This window comes from Ochrobactrum sp. BTU1 (genome assembly GCA_018798825.1).
GTDB lineage: Bacteria > Pseudomonadota > Alphaproteobacteria > Rhizobiales > Rhizobiaceae > Brucella.
Genome location: CP076356.1, coordinates 155,549 through 174,324, shown reverse-complemented (window position 1 = coordinate 174,324; position 18,776 = coordinate 155,549). Strand labels below are relative to the sequence as shown.

The following is an 18,776-nucleotide window of genomic DNA, read 5'->3' as shown; positions in this document are numbered from 1 at the left end:
TAATGGAGCACAAGCAACCGCGGTGTCTTGGTAAAAGCTTCCAGATTTTAGGCTTTTTGTTCAAATCGGCCGAGCAAGCTTTTGCGGATCGCAGCCGGTGTTACACCCCTCTCCCTCTGCATGATACGTGTCAACGCGCTCTGGTCAGAGTGTCCGCTGCGCAACGCGACCTCGGCGATGGAAAGGTGCGGATTTGAAAGCAGACTTTCAGCTGCGTCTAATCTTATTGCAATCAACTTTGCGTGAGGTGTCATCGCGAGACGCTTGAGAAAGGCGTCATGAAGGCGAGTTGGGCTTAAACGCGCTGCTTCGGCGATGTCGCTGTTGCGGATAGGTTGCGCCAGTCTTTGCTTCATGAACGCAATGGCTCGGTTAACTGCCAATTCGGTGAGATCAATATTGCCACCTTGTTTATCAAGTCGATCCAGGACAAGGCCAGCCCACATCTCAAGGAGTTGCGCCGAAGGCTTGGATTGCGGACCATCTGCTATTAGATAATCAATCAGCCCTCGAATGTCTGGTCGGATCGCGAAGAACGGGGCCATCGCCGCATGGTTTCTGATTGCCGACGAGAGACCCGCTGGCACGTCAAGAACGATGAAACGGCTTTCGGGCTTGGCAATAAAAGCATGATTGAATCCTGCTGGCACAAACGAAGCTATACTGTCCGTCACACGACCGGCTGAGCGGTCAATATCGATTTCCAGCATACCAGAGCACGGCAAGATCACTTGATGGAAATCGTGGCGGTGGGTCTCTGTGACACCGGAGTAACTTCTGATTTCAACAACCGTGCGGCTCATAATTGATCCAGTCGATTTCGTACAGTTATGACTAGCACAGACGCAGTTCGTCCATCAACGGACTCGTTGAGAGGCAACTGATTGCTTCTGGTCATCGCGAGGGTCCACATTTCATTGATCTTTTTGTGACCTTGCCTAGAAGGCCGGTCGCACCAGTCACAAAGGTAATTGAATTGCCCGAACTGACTAGCTACTCGTGGGCGAAGCGCGAGTGGGGCGCGTGGGGCAAGCTGGGCAACGAACCAAAACCTACCGACGGCACTTTTTGTTAACCCACCAGTCTATACACGATCCCATCTACAATCTTCATCATCTTCCCCGCAACCAGTTTAACGCTGCTGATCACCCTGAATTACAGGGCGCTGCTCCCAACATGTGGCGGGAAGCCTCAAGCCTGAAGTCCGCGTAGAAATGGTATCAACGAACGAAAGACATCGGCGCCCATATTTAAGAGACTGTGCCGAAAACTCATACACGACTGCCGCAACGTTTAACCTCAGTGATGGCAGGACAACCTATTGAGGCATTTCGTTCTCATATAGAGACCAGATGTTGCTGACGCTGTTGTGTTTTGACAAGGTGTCGATGTACTCACCATCATTTCTTGACAATCGGGGTTCAAATTAGAGCCATGTTAACTTTACAAGGCTGTCGAAATGCGGCACCCAGTTTCCGGCTGCAGCGTTGTTCCTCTTCGCACGAGCAACTTCAATACTCTGTGGCTATCCATGAGGGTTGTCTGCCTTCTCCTGGTATCAATCTTTAGTTTTATTGTGTTCCCTCTGTTTAATTTGGCGGTTACTTTCTTGCAAACGGGCACACCTAGCGAGAATGGTCATTCGAGCTATGACGCAACGGTCGTGAGACGGGAATAGGGAAATCAGTGAGCACAAAAATGTCACTACCGCGCGGCGTTGTTGGACCTAAAGTTAGGAACATCCTACGCGCAGCAGGATGTATGAAAATCGCACCGCAAGCCGGTCGAATGGCAGCGCCCTGCCACTCCCAATGCAAACAAGATATTTCTTCCCCAACCGGCGCCTACACATGGTGAATGGATCACCTATGACCTTATCGAGCGTCTTTTCTCGCAGGACGCTTTTTGATGCCGCACAGTTAGCTGTCCTATAGCTATGCTGAGGACGGGCACAACCTACAAAATCAGGAGACACGAATGTCTGAATGTACGGAAAAAACCCTAGGCGCAGCTGACATCTTGGAGGTGATGAAGCTCCTCCCCCATCGTTATCCACTTCTGCTAATTGACAGGATCATAGAAATCGATGGCGATAATTTTGCTATCGGAATCAAGAACGTTACGGTCAATGAGCCGCATTTCACCGGCCATTTTCCAGGTCGCCCAATCATGCCGGGTGTCCTGGTAGTGGAAGCTATGTGTCAGACGGCAGGCGCGATTTGTGCGCGCAAGCAGGATGGCGGCCGGTATCTAGTTTATCTCATGACAGTCGACAATACACGCTTCCGCAAACCCGTCGAACCCGGTGACCGGTTGGAGATCCACGTCATTAAGCAACGCCAACGCAGCAAAGTCTGGAAGTTTCATTGCGAAGCCAAGGTCGAAGGCGCTCTGGTTGCGGAGGCAGATATTGGTGCGATGATGGTTCCCCTAGCCCGCGATGAGTAAATGGCTTTGTCGCGAAAAGTCTACTTGTGCTGATGTGGCCACCGTTGGCGGAATAATTGAGCGAGGTGAGCCGGGATGAGATAGCTCAGCCGAAGTGAAATTTGAGAAATAACCCACCTTATCGCATTTGGCTTCAGATTTTCATTCTGGGTACGATCGTTAGCTTGTTATTTTTATTATCTAATGTTCTCTGTGTATTTGTTGCCAAAATAATTCTCCGAAGTACTTACAGGCTCTAATTGGGCTTAGCGACTCATGACGCGTATAGTCGGCATGGTTCTGATTGATCTCGGCGTCAACCTTGCACTGCAAAGAACGTAACGGGGATGCGCCACATAAATCCGGTTAGGACGCAACATGGTTTACCGCTGACCGCAACTAAGCAGTTAGTTCCTTGACTTGCTACCTGAGCGGGAGCATTCTTTCCTTTGGAAGGACGTCCCGCTGTTCATGCATTATGTGAACCAGTTAGATGCCGGAAAGCGTGATACTGGCGGCCTTGGACTTGAAGTCGAGCAAGGATCGAAATTACCGTTTGACGCGGCGATGATCCTGCTCGATGGAATTGTTCATGTATTCGCTGACACTATTAGCGCTGAAGTTGCCGGTGTGTAACACCCCAGTTCTATACGTCGCACTGCATAATTGCCGTGCGCTCACAGTTTGGCTGCCGTCAGTGGTGATCTGCTTCGCGCTGCCGTCACGGGTTCGGCCTTGTGCAGAATGCCCTCAATCGGTTTGGGACTGAAATGCGAGACCCGGCGATCCAATGTCGAAATGGCGGACTTTGAACATCGATTATGCTCTACTGATGTTAAGCCGACATTCTGCGTCTTCGTTGACGAAACGTTTCCAAAACATGCATCGTATCTCCTGAACTCCCCGCATGGATGCTCCCGGCGTTCAGCTTGCTTCTCGTCTAAGCAGGAATTTGCAGCAGACCCCTCTGCACTATAGACCTCTTCGCACGATAGCTTTATGAGGAACCCTTGCAATATTAACGAAAGCAGCCCAACCACCAAGGTTGCTTAGCAGCTGAAGGTGTCGCGGGTTTTGGAATTTTTGCGATGATTGGTGCCGTATCTGCCAAGCATAGTCCGCCCAGACGTTTCATGGTGACATTCTTGAAATTCTCAATTGTTTTACCAATCACCCTCCTGGTAGCATCTTTCGCTGTAGTTCCATCGAACGCGGCCGATCTGGTTTTGCCGATCACCTTCGATGAGCATTCGATACCTATGGTCAGCTTGGAAATCGATGGGGCGACACATTTACTGAACCTCGATACGGGTTCGGAGGAAGGGTTGCACCTTCGTCGCGATCTTCTCGATCAAATTGCAGGTGTCCGCTTCACTGGAGAAATGCAGAGATCCAGCGACATGGCTGGCATTGCTCAGGAGAACGCTCGGTTTGTGATTGACAAGCTTTCGGTAAATGGACGTCTCTTCCGAGATATCCGTGGCGTCGAACTTTCCCCTTGGGGGATCACCGTGCGAAAGGATAGCGAGCTTCCAGTGTCGTCAGTGCTAGGCCTCGGGTTCTTCAAAGGGCAGCGCATCCTGATCGACTATGTTTCCAAAGAGCTGACGATCTTCGATCCCGTGTCCGATTTTGACCCAAACAGAAAAGCGGACTGGATCGACGTACCTTTCCGCCATTCGGCGGAGGGGCTTATCCTGGAAACAATGATTGCCGGACGGCGCCACGACATGGTGCTCGACACCGGCGCGCGCGCCAACCATCCTAACTTCCACGTCCGAGGCTTCATCGAAAAGGGGACAACGACAACGCCATTCGATATGGCGGTTCTCAATGAACTGGATCGTTTTCATCTAGCGATTGAGGCGATAAGGCGTCTGCCACTAAATAGCGACGTTGCCCTACCTTTGATTGCCGAATTCGAGGAAAAACTAACATTGCATAAGAAATATGTTTGCGAGCATGGTGAGGACATGGCGGAAATCAGGGATTGGAAATGGTCTTACACCAGATGAACCAGTCATCCTCTAAACCGGTCAAAGAAAACCGTAACGAATAATAGATTTCTTGGACCCCAAAAAAAGACTAAGGCCATGATGAAGCGAGAGTTTCTTCGGGGATCCGGAACTCACTCATTCAAATGTGTGGCGTTCATTAACCCATACCGACGTCGATACGAGCTGGGTTATAGCAACAGCTAAGGAGCAGCGATGCTGAGCAGATGGAATTAATCATCGAAGTTTGATCTCGACTTTTTCATGTACGAACATGCCGAGCAACATCGCAACTACGAACAGAGCGCTCTGCGGCAGTCCTACAGATAAAGATGCAATGGCTGGCCCGGGACAGAAGCCACCAATGCCCCACCCCAGACCGAACAGAGCCGATCCAATGATAAGACGCGCATCGATCCGTCTGTGCGTCGGCACATGAAAACTGTCATCGAATGTAGGATGCTGCATCCGCTTCGCTATCTGTACGCCAATGAAGGCGACGATAACCGCGCCACCGAGAACAATGGCAAGACTTGGATCCCATGCGCCGAAAATATCGAGAAAGCCTTGTACGCGAATGGGATTGAGCATTCCAGATATAGACAGTCCAAAGCCGAAAATGACACCTGAGGCAAGCGCGCTGCAGAATTGACAAACCTTTAAGATCATATCCCTAGACCTCGTAGCACAGTGACGGCAATCACCCCTGTTCCCACAAAGGTAGCAACCGCTACCATTGATCGCGGTGACAGACGAGCCAGCCCCAGCACACCGTGACCGCTCGTGCAACCGGATCCCAGGCGCGAGCCGAAGCCGACAAGAAGTCCGGCGACGATGATCAGTGGCCACCCGGCAGTAATCTGAACTGTGGGCCAGGTGCCGAACACAATTAGATAAATGATCGGCCCGATTGCCAGCCCCACCACGAAGGCAAGGTTTGTTAACGGAGCGCTTCTGTGTAAAAGCCGTCCGACGATTCCGCTTATTCCAGCAATCCTTCCGTTAAGGATCAGAAGCATCGCTCCTGAAATACCGATTAGCATCCCGCCGATAAGTGAGGATAGATAAGTGATCATTCTACGTTCTCCACGCAAAAGATTTCATAAAGGGCGGCGACCAGTTGCGCCACCTTGTCTTCTGTGAGGCGATAAAAAATCTGTTTTCCATCGCGTCGTGTCTCGACTATCCCGGAGTTGCGCAACACCGTTAGATGCTGAGAAAGGTGCGGTTGATGCACCCCGGTTTTTTCCTCAAGTTCGCTTACGGAGTATTCGCTCTCCACCAGGCTGCATACGATCATCAGACGCGCTGGATGCGACAGTGTCTTAAGCAGATCTGCCACTTCGCCTGCGCGCAGAGATAGTTCTGCAGACGATAATTTAGCTTTCATCATTGCCATGCTATTCAAGGTCATTCCCATGCAGCCCCTTCCAGCGCGTCCAGTGGAAACCTCAAATAACGTTTACCGTTGGCTTCCGGCTCAGGCAGTCGCCCGCCGCATATGTTTACCTGTAGCGCATGCAAGATGAGCTTAGGCATTGGTAGCGTTTTGTCGCGCTCGTTCCGTAATGCAACGAATGTTTCTTCCGTGTTGCCAACAAGGTGCGAGTTGAAGTTTCTTTGGTCCGCTACAGTGCTCTCCCAACGTGGAGTACGGCCGCCCGGCTGGTAATCGTGTCCGGTGAATGTCCGCGTCTCATCGGGAAGTGTTAGGACATTCTGGATCGACTTCCATAACGCTCTCGCATCACCGCCAGGGAAATCCGCGCGAGCCGTCCCGCTGTCGGGCATGAAGATTGTGTCATGGACAAAAGCTGCGTCGCCAACCACGTAAGTGATAGAGGCGAGGGTATGCCCGGGCGAGAACATAACTTTGGCATCGATAGACCCAACCTTGAACGTCTCACCATCGGCATAAAGCCGATCCCATTGCGAGCCATCTGTGGCTAGTTCGGGCCAGTTATATATCTCCTTCCACAGCTTCTGGACGTTAATTACATGCTCGCCTATCGCCGTCTTTGCGCCGGTTTTCTTCTTAAGGTACTGAGCGGCGGAAAAGTGGTCGGCGTGTGGATGCGTGTCGAGAATCCATTCGACAGTCAGGCCACTATTACGGACGTAATCGAGAACTGCGTCTGCATTGATCGTCGCCGTAGACCCCGACTTTTCATCAAAGTCGAGAACGGGATCTACAATTGCGCACATGCCGGTTGTCGGATCGGACACCACGTACTGAACACTGGAGGTTCGCTTATCGAAAAAGCCTTTTACTCGCGGTCTTTGGTCAGTAAAGCGCTCAAGCCACGATGCCGCAACGCTGGTATCAAAGCCGAGCTGATGTCCGAATGGCACGACGTCTTCAGCAGACATGCGTCCGTCCAGTACCTCACCGATAAGATAAAGGCTGAGCGAACGGGCACCTGTTTTGCAGTGCGCGCGCACGAGACCTTCGGCTTCTTCGACCGCCTTCTGAAACGCTCGAACGTCGGCTTCAGTGATCGCATTCATCGTTACCGGAATGAAAGCATAGGAAAGACCAATCTTCTGGACTATATCGCATTCGGCCTGGTTTCCGGTTTGGTCTGCATCCTCATTGTCGGGACGGTTGTTAATCAGTGATTTTACGCCGCTTTGATCTAATAGGCTGAGTTCTTCCGAGCTTGGCTGTGATGATACCGACAACTTCTCGGAAATTTTGATGACGGGCATCTATGCCTCCAACATTAATGTTATATAATATACTATAATGTATAATGACAAAGTTTTCAAGTCTGCTCTAACAACGCCATTTTCTCCGGACGTGCGTTGAAACAATAACAAAAAAGACAAAAGTTCAATCGCCGGAGACGATCGAACTGCCGCGGCAGGTGGCAATACAACTGACCTCGCACAATCACTTTGAAAGCACATGCTCGTGACGAATTGGTGATCGTTGAAGACAAGGAACCTAGGCCAGTGCAATCAGGCGACGTTTTCGGTCGGGGCTGCCCTACCCTTATTAGCGGTCGTTTTCGCACCTGCATCGATCTTGTTTTACGCCGTTGCTATCTCTTCCTTGTTGTTTCCGGCGTTTCTAGGAAGAATTGGCGTCAATGCGGGAGGAGCCAGTGTGATTAAAGCGGACCGTGCGTGTTACCTTTTTGGAGTACTGGCTATGGCAATCACGGCCAGTATCGACGCTCTGCTCGGTATGGCGGTTTAACGGTGGCGTCTAATTATTGATGCAAGTTTCATGACCACAATTGATCGTAGTCAGTGTGAGGTGGGAGAATATCCTTTATAGTCCATTCATTCGACGCGCTGGGGAGACGTGAGCAATGCAACGCTCGGCCAAAGACAGATTTAAAGCCGGCCTTTTTATGGTTGCACTCTGCGGGCTAGGTATCGGGCTCAGCTTACATCTGTTAAATTACACGCAAAGTGCACGGATCGCTTGGACACTTGCCACGTTGCCCGTACTTTTGTCGTTGTTCATCGATATCATCCGCAGCTTATGGCGAGGAGAATTTGGACTGGATATCGTTGCTGCGATGTCCATGTCGGCGGCTCTTCTTGTTGGGGAAACACTCGCGGCTTCGATTGTCGCCCTAATGTATACTGGCGGAGGCTTTCTTGAGAGCTCTGCTGAAGGACGGGCACGTCGTGAGATGCATGCTTTGCTGTCTCGTGTGCCGCGAACCACAATGCGTTATATCGATGACCATCTCGAAGAGACTGACGTCGATGTTGTTCGTCCGGGTGACCGTCTGCTCATCCGGCAGGGCGAGGTCATCCCCGTCGACGGAAATATCGCTTCCGTAAAAGCCTTCGTAAACACGGCTGCACTTACGGGAGAGTCACTTCCGGTCTCACTTGCGGCAGGAGCAGATGTGCTGAGCGGATCAATGAATGCTGGTGACGCATTTGACATCATTGCCAGATACGAAGCAAAAGATAGCACCTACGCTGGCATCGTACACCTCGTAGAAGAAGCCCAAAATTCTAAGGCTCCAATGTCGAGGCTGGCGGATCAATGGTCTGTCGGCTTTATGATCATTACCGTCTTGATCGCCTTCGCCGCGTGGTGGTTTACTGGGGACCCAATAAGGTCAGTAGCAGTTCTTGTCGTGGCGACGCCATGTCCTCTCATCCTGGCGGTGCCCGTCGCTCTTGTTGCGGGACTGTCGCGCTCCGCTCATTTCGGTGTGCTGGTAAAAGGCTCTCGTGCATTAGAGAGTATGGCTCGTATAAATACGCTGGTGCTGGATAAGACTGGCACGCTGACCGATGGCCGCCCGCAGATCACCTCAATCCACGTCGAGCCTGGCTTCAATGAAAATGAGATTTTGCGGCTTGCCGCCTCACTTGACCAAGTGTCCAAACATCCGATGGCACAGGCTCTGGTACTGGCCGCTCAGAATCGCGGCATAGAAATTGTACTACCGACTGACGTTAGCGAACTGGCCGGTGATGGTGTGACTGGCCGGGTCGATGACAAAAGTGTCATTGTCGGAGGAACCAGCTTTGTTGAGAGACAAGTCAACCCAAAGCTTACAGAAATCCCCAGTACAGAAGCTGGCGCAGTCCTGGTTGCAGTCGCAATAAACGACAGACTTGCTGGCTATATCGTCATGGCCGATCCTTTGCGCGGCGATGTGATCGCCACGTTAGGCGGTATACGCAAGGTCGGCGTGAAGCGCATAGTGCTTGCGACAGGCGACCGCGCTGCGGTGGCCAGACGCATCACTAAGGGGCTGGGGCTCGATGCAATCTACTCCGAACTTTCACCCGGTCAAAAGGTACTGACCGTACTCAGCGAGCGCAAGAACGGTCTCGTAATGATGGTCGGAGACGGGGTCAACGACGCGCCTGCGCTTGCCGCAGCGGACGTCGGCGTTGCGATGGGTGCTAGGGGAGCAGCAGCGTCGGCGGAGGCCGCCGATATTGTTCTTCTTGTTGACAGACTAGAAAGCCTTCGAATTGGGATGGAGATTGCGAAGCGCTCAAGGCGCATTGCCATCGAAAGTGTTGTGGTGGGTATCGGACTTTCAGTGATCGCAATGACCGTAGCAGCGTTGGGTTATCTATTGCCTGTCCAAGGTGCATTGCTCCAGGAGGCGATCGATGTCACTGTCATCCTCAATGCGCTTCGGGTGTTGAGAATCTCACCAACCGTCAGTTGATGGTCGCGGCCGGAATACTGCACAACTGATCATCCTACAGTGCAAACAGTTTTATATTGCCAAACGCAATTTTTTGATCGGTTCTGCGGCTTATCAAGCTACGGCATGAAATAGATGTCACGTCGTTATTAGAAACCGACGCCCTATGAATTTGTCCGCAGCCTGAATGCTGATAACTGTTGACCATTACAACAACCTCACACGCCTCCCTACCCGAGGTCTGCAAAAGGCGGCGTGACGCGAAACGGCCAGTTGCGGGTAATCGGAGCAGATTTGTAGGCAGTGCTTTTGTGTTTGGTTTAAAGTCAAGAACCGTATCGATCCATTCCCAGCAGACACGACCGGCTCTCTTTCCAGATAACCGCCAAGAAAAATAATCACGACTTCAATGTTCAGATAAGGCTTCTTGCCAATTTTGGCCGCCATAAAAGAAACCTAGCACAACAACCTCTTGTTCAGTGGCATTGAAGGCTATCGTAACTCTGCGTTCAAAGTCAACGGTTCGCAGCCCTTCACGTATACCGTCATGCAAAGTGCCGCGCTTAGAAGCCTCGTCAAAGCTGCGAGTATAATTTTCCAGCCTGTCCATGGATCCCAGCGCAGTCTGAGGCGAAGCTCTTTCGGCTGTCCAGTCATAAGGACCCAAAAGATCTTCCTCCGCCTCAGGCGATAAGACAACTCTGCTACAGATCACTTTCGAACTTTCATGCGTTCAGCATGTCGATTGCGAACCGAAGAAAAAGCAGAACCGACACTCCGCGCCCCGTTACGCCGCAACCATAGCCATAACTGCCGCCCGACCGATATCTGCCGTGGCGCGTAGATCCTGCACAGTCGCTCCGTCCTTGGCTTGAACGGCAATACCTTGCAGGACAGCACAGAGGAAACGCGCAGCCTCTCCGCAACGGGCTGTTGGAAGCCAACGCCGAAGGTCATGATCAAGGCTTACGGCCATAGCGTGCCGGCGAGCGGCAAGCTCGTTACGCAATTCGCCGTGATCTGGGTGGCAGACCAGCAATCCCAATGAAACCATGCAGCCGCGTTCGCCCTGCTCGCCCGTCACTCTTTCAATTGCTTGGTTGAACAGATACGAAAGAGCCTCATCGAGGGTCAACCCTCGTTCGACACCACGCGAAAGCGTAAATTCGGCCGTCACCAAGTAACGATCCAAAGCCTCGCGATATAACCCGGCTTTGCTTCCGAAAGCGGCATATAGACTGGGGGGCGCTATTCCAACCGCTTCTGTCAGCATGGTAAGCGAAACTCCCTCGTAGCCGTGCATCCAGAAGAGATGCATCGCTATCTCAATTGCACCGTCACGGTCAAAGCCGCGAGGGCGGCCACCTTTATTCTTTTCCTGTTTCATATCGATCACTAAAGAACCATTGACCACAGCGAGTCAATGAGTTTAGATCTGTAGTGATTGTTAAAAAAGGTGAGAAATGATCCTCAAAACCTATGCACGGATGTTTTCGGCAGACTGCGATGCGACGCTGGCCACCCTCGAACGGCTTCACGGCCGCAAAGCGCATTTGCGGTTCCCCTTCGGTGAATGGGATTTGGCCGGTGTTGGGGATATGTTTATTGTCGCGGGAACGGAGGACTCACTCGCACCAATTCGGGATAGCCACGGACCCGTCATCGTGCGCGATATCGAGGCAATTGAAGCCGAGTTGCTTGCTTGCGGTGCAGTCATTACCCATCCGCTCGTTGATGTTCCTACAGGGCGGATGCTTTATGCGCGTCATGCAGACGGCCTCCACGTCGAATATGTGGAATGGACCGATGAACTCGTTGACCGATTTATCCGCGAGCCGCAACGCGATGGACGCTTGTCATCCGAACTGTAGAAGCGGTGCTGGCTGCCGCTGTTTTCCCAAATATGCATGTGGAATATCACCACGAGCCACGTGAGAATGTTGCCATATCATCGTCGAACGCTCGCAGTGTTAAGGAGATTGTATTGGTGTGACTCGGTGCGAAAAGTACTGCGCCGGCGTGGTGCCCAAGGCCTTCTTGAACATCGTGATGAACGCGTTCACTGACTCGTATCCAAGTTCGGCAGCAACATTCTGCACTGCCTCGCCACTTGCCAGTTCACGAAGGGCGACAACGAGGTGGAGTTGCTGTCTCCAGCGACCGAACGTCAGCCCAGTCTCGCGGATTAGCAGCCGCGCAAGTGATCGGTCGCTCATTGCAAGGTGCTTCGCCCAATCGCTCAACGTGCTGCGATCTGAAGGTTCAATCGTCAGTGCGTGTGCCATTGCCCGGATCTTCGGATGGTTTGAGATCGGCAGGTTGAACCGCTCATATGGCATCTGCGCAAGTTCGTCGAGGATCACCCGCGCGATCCGCGCGGCATGGCTGTCGGCGAGATAGTCCGCACGCTCGCGAGCAAGCCGATCGACCATCTCGCGGATCATTGGGGAGACCGACAGTGTGCAACTGTTTCCGGGCAGGTTCGCTGCGCCCGGCTCGACGAACAGATAGTTGAGCCTTGCATTGGCAGTTGCGCGCGCACTATGGGGCAAACCGCCTGGAATCCAGACTCCGCAATTGGGAGGCACGATCCAGATCTCGTTTCCTGCCACGCAGGTGACGGCTCCATGTAGAGTGAGGATTAACTGCCCCTTGCGATGTACGTGCAGAGGTACTTCCTCCTCATGTTCCGCGAAATCCAGCTTGTGAGCAACTGCAGGCAAAAGGGTAAGGTCGGGATCGAAAACGGAAACAGCAGATCGCACGAAAGACATCAGAATGACCATTTTTAGGTATTTTATGGCATAATACCGAATTTATATGCCTTTGAAAATGGGGCAAAACTGGCGGCATGAATACTGCGCCGTCCATAAATACCTTCTTAAACAAGGCTGTTGCAGCCGTGTTTCAAGCTGGAACAACCTTCCTGCGCACGCCGATCATCAAGGCGGACGCGGATGCGATCCTGTTTTCGGCCAAGAGTTTTGTCGCAGCAATGTTTGCCTACTACATTTCGTTGAGTATCGGGCTTCCCAAGCCGTTCTGGGCAATCATTACCGTCTACATAGTCTCGCAGACATCTGCTGGGGCGTCCTTAAGCCGTGGAGTCTATCGGTTCGCTGGAACCTTCGTCGGCGCGGTCGCGACGGTCACGATCGTCCCGAATTTCGTCAACGACCCGATGATGTGCAGCGCGGTGCTTGCAGGCTGGATCGGCATGTGCCTGTTTTTCTCGTTGCTTGACCGCACACCACGCGCTTATGCCTTCGTTCTTGCCGGCTATACCGCGAGCTTGATCGGGTTCCCGAGTGTTCTTGATCCAGGCGCGGTTTTCGAAACGGCGTCGGTGCGCGTCCAGGAGATCTCGATTGGGATTCTGTGCGCCGTCTTAATTCATCGCTACATTTTGCCGAAACGCATGACAGGACAGTTCACCGGCAAGCTGGCGGCCACGCTGCGGGACGCTCGTCGGCTGGCAGGCGATGCACTAAGTGGAAATGCGGAAAAAAACCGGCGCGACCGCCACCAAATCGCAGCGGACTTGTTAGCAATTAAGGGGCTTGCGACGCATCTACCCTATGATCCAGCTCCAACACCACCAATGCAGATACTGCATCATATCCATGACCGGCTTGCTCGTTTGCTGTGGCTCGCGGCCGAGATCGAAGATCGGGTTCAGGCCCTTGGCATAGTGGATGCACATGCGCTTGATGACCTCGTCGCATTGGTCGGGGACGTCAGGGCCTGGGTTGCGAGCGTCGAGCCGCAAGGAGGGGAGGCTACCGCAGCTCAACTCATCGCGCACGCACGATCAGTCCAGAAGTTGTTTGGCGCCAACGCTACGATGCCCGGCGACAGGCTTGCCGCCAACCTGGCAGGTCACCTCGCGGAAATGGTCGGTCTGCTACAGGACTGCGACAGGCTGGAGCGGAACATCGCAGCGACCGGGCCGTCCCGCGATGCCACGTTACTTCATGGGGCAAAGCGAGCGAAGGGATATATCTATCACCGCGATACCTGGATGGCGGGGCGCACTGCGCTCGGCGCGGTCATCGGCATTCTCATTGGCTGCGCCTTCTGGATCTGGACGGCATGGCCGGAGGGCGGAATGGCCGTCTCCATTCTCGGCGTCTGCTGCACCCTGTTCGGTAACGTCGATGCGCCTGTGCCCTTTGTCGTCAAGTATATCGTGGGCTCCATCTACGGGGTCATAATCAGCCTCATCTATAGCTTTATCATCTTGCCCCAGGTCTCGGAATTTGGGGTTCTTGTCGCCGTGCTCGCCCCGGCTTTCCTGTTTGCCGGCTCTTTGCAGGCACGCCTTCAAACAACATTCATGGCGCTCGGCATCACGCTGACCATTCCGATCCTCTCGACGCTCGGCCCCTACTACACCGGCGACTTCGCCACCTCAATCAACAGTGTGATCGCTCTGTTCGCGGCTGTGGGCTTCGGCGGCGTGAGCATGTCCCTGTTCCAGACGGTATCGGCTGATGGGGCTGTTAAACGCTTGCTTCGCTTGAGCCGCCGCGACGTTAGCCGACGCGCGCTTGGGAATGCGTCGAACGAAGCGCGCTGGACAAGCCTTATGATCGATCGGACGGCTTTGCTGCTGCCGAGGGTACAGCTGACCGGCACAGCCTATCCGGACGTGCTCGACGATGCTTTACACTATCTTCGCATCGGGCATGTTGCCGGACAGCTTCGCAAGACGGTCCCACAGATCAAGGGTGACGCCCGCGTCGAATTGAGAGAGCTTCTATCAATCATCGCCAAGCTCTTCAGTGGTGGGAAGCAGTCAACGCCTTCTGACTTCCTCGATATCGAGAAGCGGATAGAGATCTTGATCGAGAAGGTGGTGGACAGCGCGCTCAGGAATCGCCAGCAGATTGTCGACCTGCTCATCGACCTGCGGTTCGCGGTCGGTTCCCCGGCGGAAGGGAGGGCCAAGACCGATGATCATTGACCTCAATCTCGGAGGCGTTCTCATACCCGGTCTCGTGGTTCTCGCGTTCATCTCGCTGGTCGCCACCATCGCGGCGGTCCTCCTGTTCGCCGCCTCTGGTCTCAATCGCCTGTTCGCTTATCGGGCGCTGGTCGAAATAGCCACCTTTGTCATCATCTATGGTCTGCTCGTGCAGTACCTGTCATCAATCGGACCCCTGCCTTGAAACCTGTCCTATCCGTGCTTGGGCGCTACACACTGACCCTTTGCCTTGTAACAGTCTCGGCCTTTATCGCGCTGAAGGCGTGGAATCACTACGAGCGGACACCTTGGACCCGCGACGGACGGGTTGGCGTCGATGTCGTACAGATCGCACCGGAAGTATCCGGCACGGTCAGCGCAGTCTCCGTGGTTGATAACCAATATGTGCGTCGGGGCGACATCCTTTATGAGATCGACCCTGAGCGGCTCAGGCTGGCCGCAGCGTTGGCAGAGGCTGAGGTCGATGCCAAGCGCCAGGATATGATTGTTCGCCAGACGACGGCTCGGCGGCACAGTCAGCTAAAAGACGTCGTCTCCCGAGAGGCGGTCCAGCAATCGAGCGGCGCGGCTGCGGTCGCAGGCGCAGCCTATCGATCAGCGCTGGCAACGCTCGATCTGGCCAAACTCAACCTTGCCCGATCGACTGTCCGCGCGCCGGTCGACGGGTATGTCACCAATCTGAGGCTTCGGCCGGGCGACTATGCGACGGCTGGTGTGACGAAGGTCGCCGTCCTCGACGCCGCCAGTTTCTGGATCACCGGCTATTTCGAGGAGACGAAAATACGGCAGATCCGCGTTGGTGACCCCGCACGGATCATGCTTATGGGCTTTGATCAGCCCATATCAGGGCATGTCGAAAGCCGCGGTCGCGGGATCGACAACAGCAACGACGCGCCCGGCCATCTCGGCCTGCCCAATGTGGCCGCGACGTTTTCCTGGGTGCGTCTTGCCCAGCGCATCCCGGTGCGCATCCATATCGAAAAGGTGCCGTCCGGCATTGAACTCGCGGCGGGTATGACAGCAACAGTTGAAATACTCCCCTCAGATCTTGAGGCCGGAGCGAGCAAGCGACCGTGATGGCCATATCAATTGGCCACTACTGGATGAATTGCCGAACTCCTTTGAGCGCAACTATTGACTTTGTGTGGTTTGATCTTGGTAAGTTGCGGATGCCGTATTTACCGTAAACATGCGAAGAATTCTGACCCTCATAGTCCAACATTCGCAATCGGCGCAGGAGAGATGTCCTATGACTGCCAACGCTCCCAGTGACTCACAGGGCGTCCGAGATGATGAAGGCACCTGTTTTGGCCGCTTTAGGATATTTCCTCGCCTGCGAATTCTCATGCGCGACGGGTTCAAGGTTGAGATCGGCCCGCGTGCAATCGACATTTTATGGCTTTTGATAAGAGCCAATGGTGAGCTAGTTACAAAAGATTATCTCCTCACAACGGTCTGGTCCGGCGCTGTCGTCGAAGAAAACAACCTGCAAGCACAAATGTCTGCGATAAGGCGTGCTCTGGGTTCCGATCGGGATATGATCAGGACAGAGTTTGGTCTCGGATATCGGCTTGTCAAAAAGCAAAACCCCGAGGCAGCCGCGGAACGGGTGCTCGACAAGCCAGCGACACGAGCGCTTCCTATTCCGCTTACCCCACTGCTCGGCCGAGACCGAGAGCTGCTGGAACTTGGCGGATTGTTCGTTAAGTCTCGCCTTCTAACAATCGTTGGTTCTGGAGGCGTCGGAAAGACCAGATCCGCACTTGAGTTTGCGCAGCGCCTAGCTGATCGAGATGGTCATGATGTGCGGCTGGCGGAGATGGCCAAAATCTCCGACGCTCAACTCGTCGAAGCGTCACTCGCAAACGCACTCCTGATCCCTAGTCTGGACATTCACCACATCAGGGAGGCTGTTGGTGGCAGCAAGGCAAGTCCGCTCACACTCATCGTCGACAATTGCGAACATTTGTCTGGTGCGATCGCGGAAGCAATCGAAGTGCTGCTGACAAATGCACCCCATATCAAGATTTTGACGACCAGCCAGGAACCACTAGGAATTAGTGGGGAGCAGGTCTACCGGCTAAGTCCGCTGGCCATGCCGCCGCAAAACGTCACCGATATCAAAATTGCTCTGCAATTCCCCGCTTTTGCTCTTCTCGTGGAACGCGCTTCGGCCAATGTTCCGGCTCTCCAGGTCGATGTAGAGTTGACCAACGCTATTTGCCATCGGCTTGACGGATTACCGTTAGCTCTAGAGCTGGCTGCAGCTCGCGTCCCCACACTCGGCCTAAGCGGCGTTCTGGCAGCCTTAAATGATCGTTTCAATCTGCTTACAGCGGGGCGAAAGACTGCTCTTGCCAAGCACAGGACGCTTCGGGCGACCGTTGATTGGAGCTATCATCTGCTAGATGCGGACGAGCAATTGATGCTCAGGCGCATATCAGTGTTTTCCTCTCCCTTTGATGTCGCCGCCGTTCGTGCCGTCGCCACACCAGAGAATAGCGATCCCTGGTATGCGATCGACGTTCTCGGACGACTGGTTAGCAAGTCCCTGTTGCTGCTGGATTTGAGCCAGACTAGACCGCAGTATAGATTTCTTGAATCCATTCAGTTTTACGCACTGGAAAAGCTAGCGGAAGATGCAGATCTCAATGGCATCATGAAACGATATGCCACCTTCATCTTGACTGCGGCTCGCCGTGCGAACGAAGATTGGAAGACGCTCCCGACGGATGAATGGCGGTCAACCCACGCAGGCGTCATCGATGACATCCGCGGCGCTCTTGACTGGTCGTTTTCCGCCAACGGTGACGTCCAAGTTGGAACCAGTATATTGGCATGCGCAACACCATACTGGGTGCAGCTATCACTTCATGCAGAATGCCGAAATCGCATTTCGCAGGTGCTAGAGAGGTTCGCAGATTCCCTGTCACCCAACGAGGAAATGTCTCTTCAAGCAGCACTCGGAACCGCACTTAGCTGGGCTGTCGGACCCGTATCGGATGCGGGCGACGCGTGGCAAAGAGCGCTTTATTTGGCGCAGATCCATGCAGCTTTCGAGATCGAACTCCAAGCAAGGTATGGTCTGTGGCTAGTCTGTTTGAGATCCGGTCGATTTCAGGAATCGCTATACCATTCCCGAGAAATGCTACGGTGTTCAATCAATGCCGGTGATCCCGAATCTACAGCGGTCGCGGAACGGATTGAGGGAGTTTCACAACATTTTTTAGGAAATCACGATCTCGCACTCGTGCTTCTTGAAAGAAGCCTTCATTGGTTCGAGGTGAACCTGCCACCACAGAGATTTAGGTTCGGGCTCGACCAAAGGGTCGCCGGGAGATCGTTCCTTGCGCGGACGTTATGGGTTTTGGGTCGGGTTGACGAGGCTAAGGATATAGCTGCTCGCGCTGTGTCGGAAGCGACGCAGCTCGATCACGCCAATTCTTTATGCTGCGCACTGGCAGAAGGCGAATGCACTGTCCATGGTTTTGAGGGCGACTTCGAGGCAGTGCAGCGCGCAACCGCTTCCCTAAGGCATGAAGCGCGCCAGCATGGACTAGGATTTTGGGACACCTACGGTGCGCTATTCGATACCTGGGCGGCCGTGGAAAGTGGGAAAGCCATTCCTTGGACTGAACTCTCATCCTTGGTCGACGCGGTCATCAAAGCTGGATTTCATCCAAAATACTCGAACCTTTTCAGTGACATCCTTCTCAACGCACACCGAAATGCGTGGGATAAAACTTTGCTGCTGCCTATATTAAATATCCTTGTGGAAGAAACGGATACTGATCCGTGCTGGGCGGATGTCGAATTCAGGCGCGCCGCATTTCATCTGGCTGGATCGCCGTCGGCGACAAGTGTTAACCTGTGGAACGAATTGAAGAATGCCCGCAGTCAGAATGCCCTGTCATGGGCACTAAAAGTCGGCATCGACCTTGTTTCCCTTAATGCTTCCGATGTGTCCCTCGACGAGGCGATCCGCGCGCTTGCCGACTTGGTCGAAGAACTGCCTAGTGCTTCTAGCGGCAGGCATGTCAACGTGGCACGTTCGATCTGCGAAAATCAGATGCGCGGTGCAAAAAGTTAGTAATGTTTACCATAGTCCGGTCTGGGGCCCGATTGCGGTAAGCTTTGTCGAGATTCATTTTAGTACATTTACTGAGTTCGCTCGGCGAGCCTGTGCGACACGCGGTGCTGGCACACAGTCTTGCGATCAAACTGGCC

Annotated in this window: 15 protein-coding genes and 2 pseudogenes; 8 read left to right on the top strand and 9 right to left on the bottom strand. The window is 53.6% G+C overall.

Annotation, left to right across the window (positions count from 1 at the left end):
• Positions 1-47 precede the first annotated feature (47 nt).
• A complete protein-coding gene (locus KMS41_19970) occupies positions 48-803 on the bottom strand; it encodes an AraC family transcriptional regulator (protein ID QWK80852.1) in 756 nt (251 codons plus the stop codon).
• A 1,174-nt stretch (positions 804-1,977) separates the two neighbouring features.
• On the opposite strand from KMS41_19970, the gene fabZ reads away from it, so the two are divergent.
• Positions 1,978-2,448, top strand: a complete 471-nt coding sequence (gene fabZ / locus KMS41_19965) for a 3-hydroxyacyl-ACP dehydratase FabZ (GenBank protein ID QWK80851.1) — start codon at positions 1,978-1,980, stop codon at positions 2,446-2,448.
• Positions 2,449-2,919: 471 nt separating this feature from the next.
• On the opposite strand, the pseudogene KMS41_19960 reads toward fabZ, so the two are convergent.
• Positions 2,920-3,033: pseudogene (locus KMS41_19960) on the bottom strand (IS6 family transposase).
• 1,145 nt (positions 3,034-4,178) lie between these two features.
• Here KMS41_19960 and KMS41_19955 point away from each other — a divergent pair.
• Positions 4,179-4,442: pseudogene (locus KMS41_19955) on the top strand (phosphoketolase).
• Between the two features lie 216 nt (positions 4,443-4,658).
• Here the strand turns inward: KMS41_19955 and KMS41_19950 are convergent.
• From KMS41_19950 to KMS41_19935, 4 genes are read right to left on the bottom strand one after another with little or no spacing between them, the layout of a single operon-like run.
• Positions 4,659-5,090, bottom strand: coding sequence for a YeeE/YedE family protein (locus tag KMS41_19950; GenBank protein ID QWK80850.1), 432 nt, complete (start codon positions 5,088-5,090; stop codon positions 4,659-4,661).
• Positions 5,087-5,497 carry a YeeE/YedE family protein gene (locus KMS41_19945; GenBank protein QWK80849.1) on the bottom strand — a complete coding sequence of 137 codons (411 nt, stop codon included), beginning with the start codon at positions 5,495-5,497 and terminating at the stop codon, positions 5,087-5,089. Before KMS41_19945 ends, KMS41_19950 begins: the two co-directional genes overlap by 4 nt.
• A complete protein-coding gene (locus tag KMS41_19940) occupies positions 5,494-5,841 on the bottom strand; it encodes a metalloregulator ArsR/SmtB family transcription factor (GenBank protein ID QWK80848.1) in 348 nt (115 codons plus the stop codon). The genes KMS41_19945 and KMS41_19940 overlap by 4 nt, the downstream gene beginning before the upstream one ends.
• Entirely contained in the window at positions 5,832-7,130 is a 1,299-nt protein-coding gene (locus KMS41_19935) for an MBL fold metallo-hydrolase (protein ID QWK80847.1), read from the bottom strand. Before KMS41_19935 ends, KMS41_19940 begins: the two co-directional genes overlap by 10 nt.
• A gap of 608 nt (positions 7,131-7,738) precedes the next feature.
• Between KMS41_19935 and cadA the strand changes: the two genes are divergently transcribed.
• The gene (gene cadA / locus KMS41_19930; protein ID QWK80846.1) at positions 7,739-9,583 is read left to right on the top strand and encodes a cadmium-translocating P-type ATPase; all 1,845 of its coding nucleotides are present in this window, start codon (positions 7,739-7,741) and stop codon (positions 9,581-9,583) included.
• A gap of 385 nt (positions 9,584-9,968) precedes the next feature.
• On the opposite strand, the gene KMS41_19925 is transcribed toward cadA, so the two are convergent.
• Both KMS41_19925 and KMS41_19920 read right to left on the bottom strand, forming a co-directional pair.
• Positions 9,969-10,277, bottom strand: a complete 309-nt coding sequence (locus KMS41_19925) for a type II toxin-antitoxin system RelE/ParE family toxin (GenBank protein ID QWK80845.1) — start codon at positions 10,275-10,277, stop codon at positions 9,969-9,971.
• 72 nt (positions 10,278-10,349) lie between these two features.
• A complete protein-coding gene (locus KMS41_19920; GenBank protein ID QWK80844.1) occupies positions 10,350-10,949 on the bottom strand; it encodes a TetR/AcrR family transcriptional regulator in 600 nt (199 codons plus the stop codon).
• A 76-nt stretch (positions 10,950-11,025) separates the two neighbouring features.
• Here KMS41_19920 and KMS41_19915 point away from each other — a divergent pair, with 76 nt between their 5' ends.
• Positions 11,026-11,433 carry a hypothetical protein gene (locus KMS41_19915; protein QWK80843.1) on the top strand — a complete coding sequence of 136 codons (408 nt, stop codon included), beginning with the start codon at positions 11,026-11,028 and terminating at the stop codon, positions 11,431-11,433.
• A 99-nt stretch (positions 11,434-11,532) separates the two neighbouring features.
• On the opposite strand, the gene KMS41_19910 is transcribed toward KMS41_19915, so the two are convergent.
• On the bottom strand, positions 11,533-12,336 hold the full coding sequence (locus tag KMS41_19910; GenBank protein QWK80842.1) for a helix-turn-helix transcriptional regulator: 804 nt from the start codon (positions 12,334-12,336) through the stop codon (positions 11,533-11,535).
• Positions 12,337-12,413: 77 nt separating this feature from the next.
• Between KMS41_19910 and KMS41_19905 the strand changes: the two genes are divergently transcribed.
• From KMS41_19905 to KMS41_19890, 4 genes are all read left to right on the top strand, one after another.
• A complete protein-coding gene (locus tag KMS41_19905) occupies positions 12,414-14,528 on the top strand; it encodes an FUSC family protein (GenBank protein ID QWK80841.1) in 2,115 nt (704 codons plus the stop codon).
• Positions 14,518-14,733, top strand: coding sequence for a DUF1656 domain-containing protein (locus KMS41_19900; protein ID QWK80840.1), 216 nt, complete (start codon positions 14,518-14,520; stop codon positions 14,731-14,733). The genes KMS41_19905 and KMS41_19900 overlap by 11 nt, the downstream gene beginning before the upstream one ends.
• The gene (locus KMS41_19895) at positions 14,730-15,626 is read left to right on the top strand and encodes an efflux RND transporter periplasmic adaptor subunit (protein QWK80839.1); all 897 of its coding nucleotides are present in this window, start codon (positions 14,730-14,732) and stop codon (positions 15,624-15,626) included. The genes KMS41_19900 and KMS41_19895 overlap by 4 nt, the downstream gene beginning before the upstream one ends.
• 172 nt (positions 15,627-15,798) lie before the next feature.
• Positions 15,799-18,639 carry a winged helix-turn-helix domain-containing protein gene (locus KMS41_19890; GenBank protein QWK80838.1) on the top strand — a complete coding sequence of 947 codons (2,841 nt, stop codon included), beginning with the start codon at positions 15,799-15,801 and terminating at the stop codon, positions 18,637-18,639.
• Positions 18,640-18,776: the final 137 nt, after the last annotated feature.